The sequence below is a fragment of the Paraburkholderia sp. BR10923 genome, assembly GCF_040948765.1.
In the GTDB taxonomy this organism is placed as follows: Bacteria; Pseudomonadota; Gammaproteobacteria; order Burkholderiales; family Burkholderiaceae; genus Paraburkholderia; species Paraburkholderia youngii.
This window is the reverse complement of sequence record NZ_JBFPKO010000174.1, coordinates 1-366: the sequence shown is the minus strand read 5'-3', so window position 1 is coordinate 366 and position 366 is coordinate 1. Positions and strand designations below refer to the sequence as shown.

Genomic DNA, 366 nt, shown 5'->3' with positions numbered 1-366 from the left:
TGGCTGGTCGGTGGAATCGCCGGCAGCGTGCTCGCCCTGGGCGTGGCATACGCGTTTATCGCGCCGTCGGTGTACCAGGCCGATATTCTCGTGCAGGTGGAAGACAGCATCCCGACCAACAATTCAAAGAGTCCTCTGGGCGACGTCTCGAGCATGTTCGACGTCAAGACAGAGGCGACGGCCGAGATGGAAATCATTCAGTCGAGAATGGTGGTCGGCAAGGCCGTCGACGATCTGCACCTCGATATCAGCGCAAAGCCAAAGCGCTTTCCGTTGATCGGCGACTGGCTGGGGCGGCAGGCCAAAAGTCTTTCCTCGCCTGGTCTGTTTGGATTTGGCGGATATGCGTGGGGCAACGAATCGGTC

Annotated in this window: 1 protein-coding gene; it reads left to right on the top strand. The window is 59.3% G+C overall.

All coding sequences use genetic code 11. The annotated features are described in order from the left end of the window. Positions 1-366, top strand: a 366-nt coding sequence (locus AB3X94_RS41980; protein WP_368614486.1) for a Wzz/FepE/Etk N-terminal domain-containing protein, incomplete at both ends; no start/stop codon positions are given.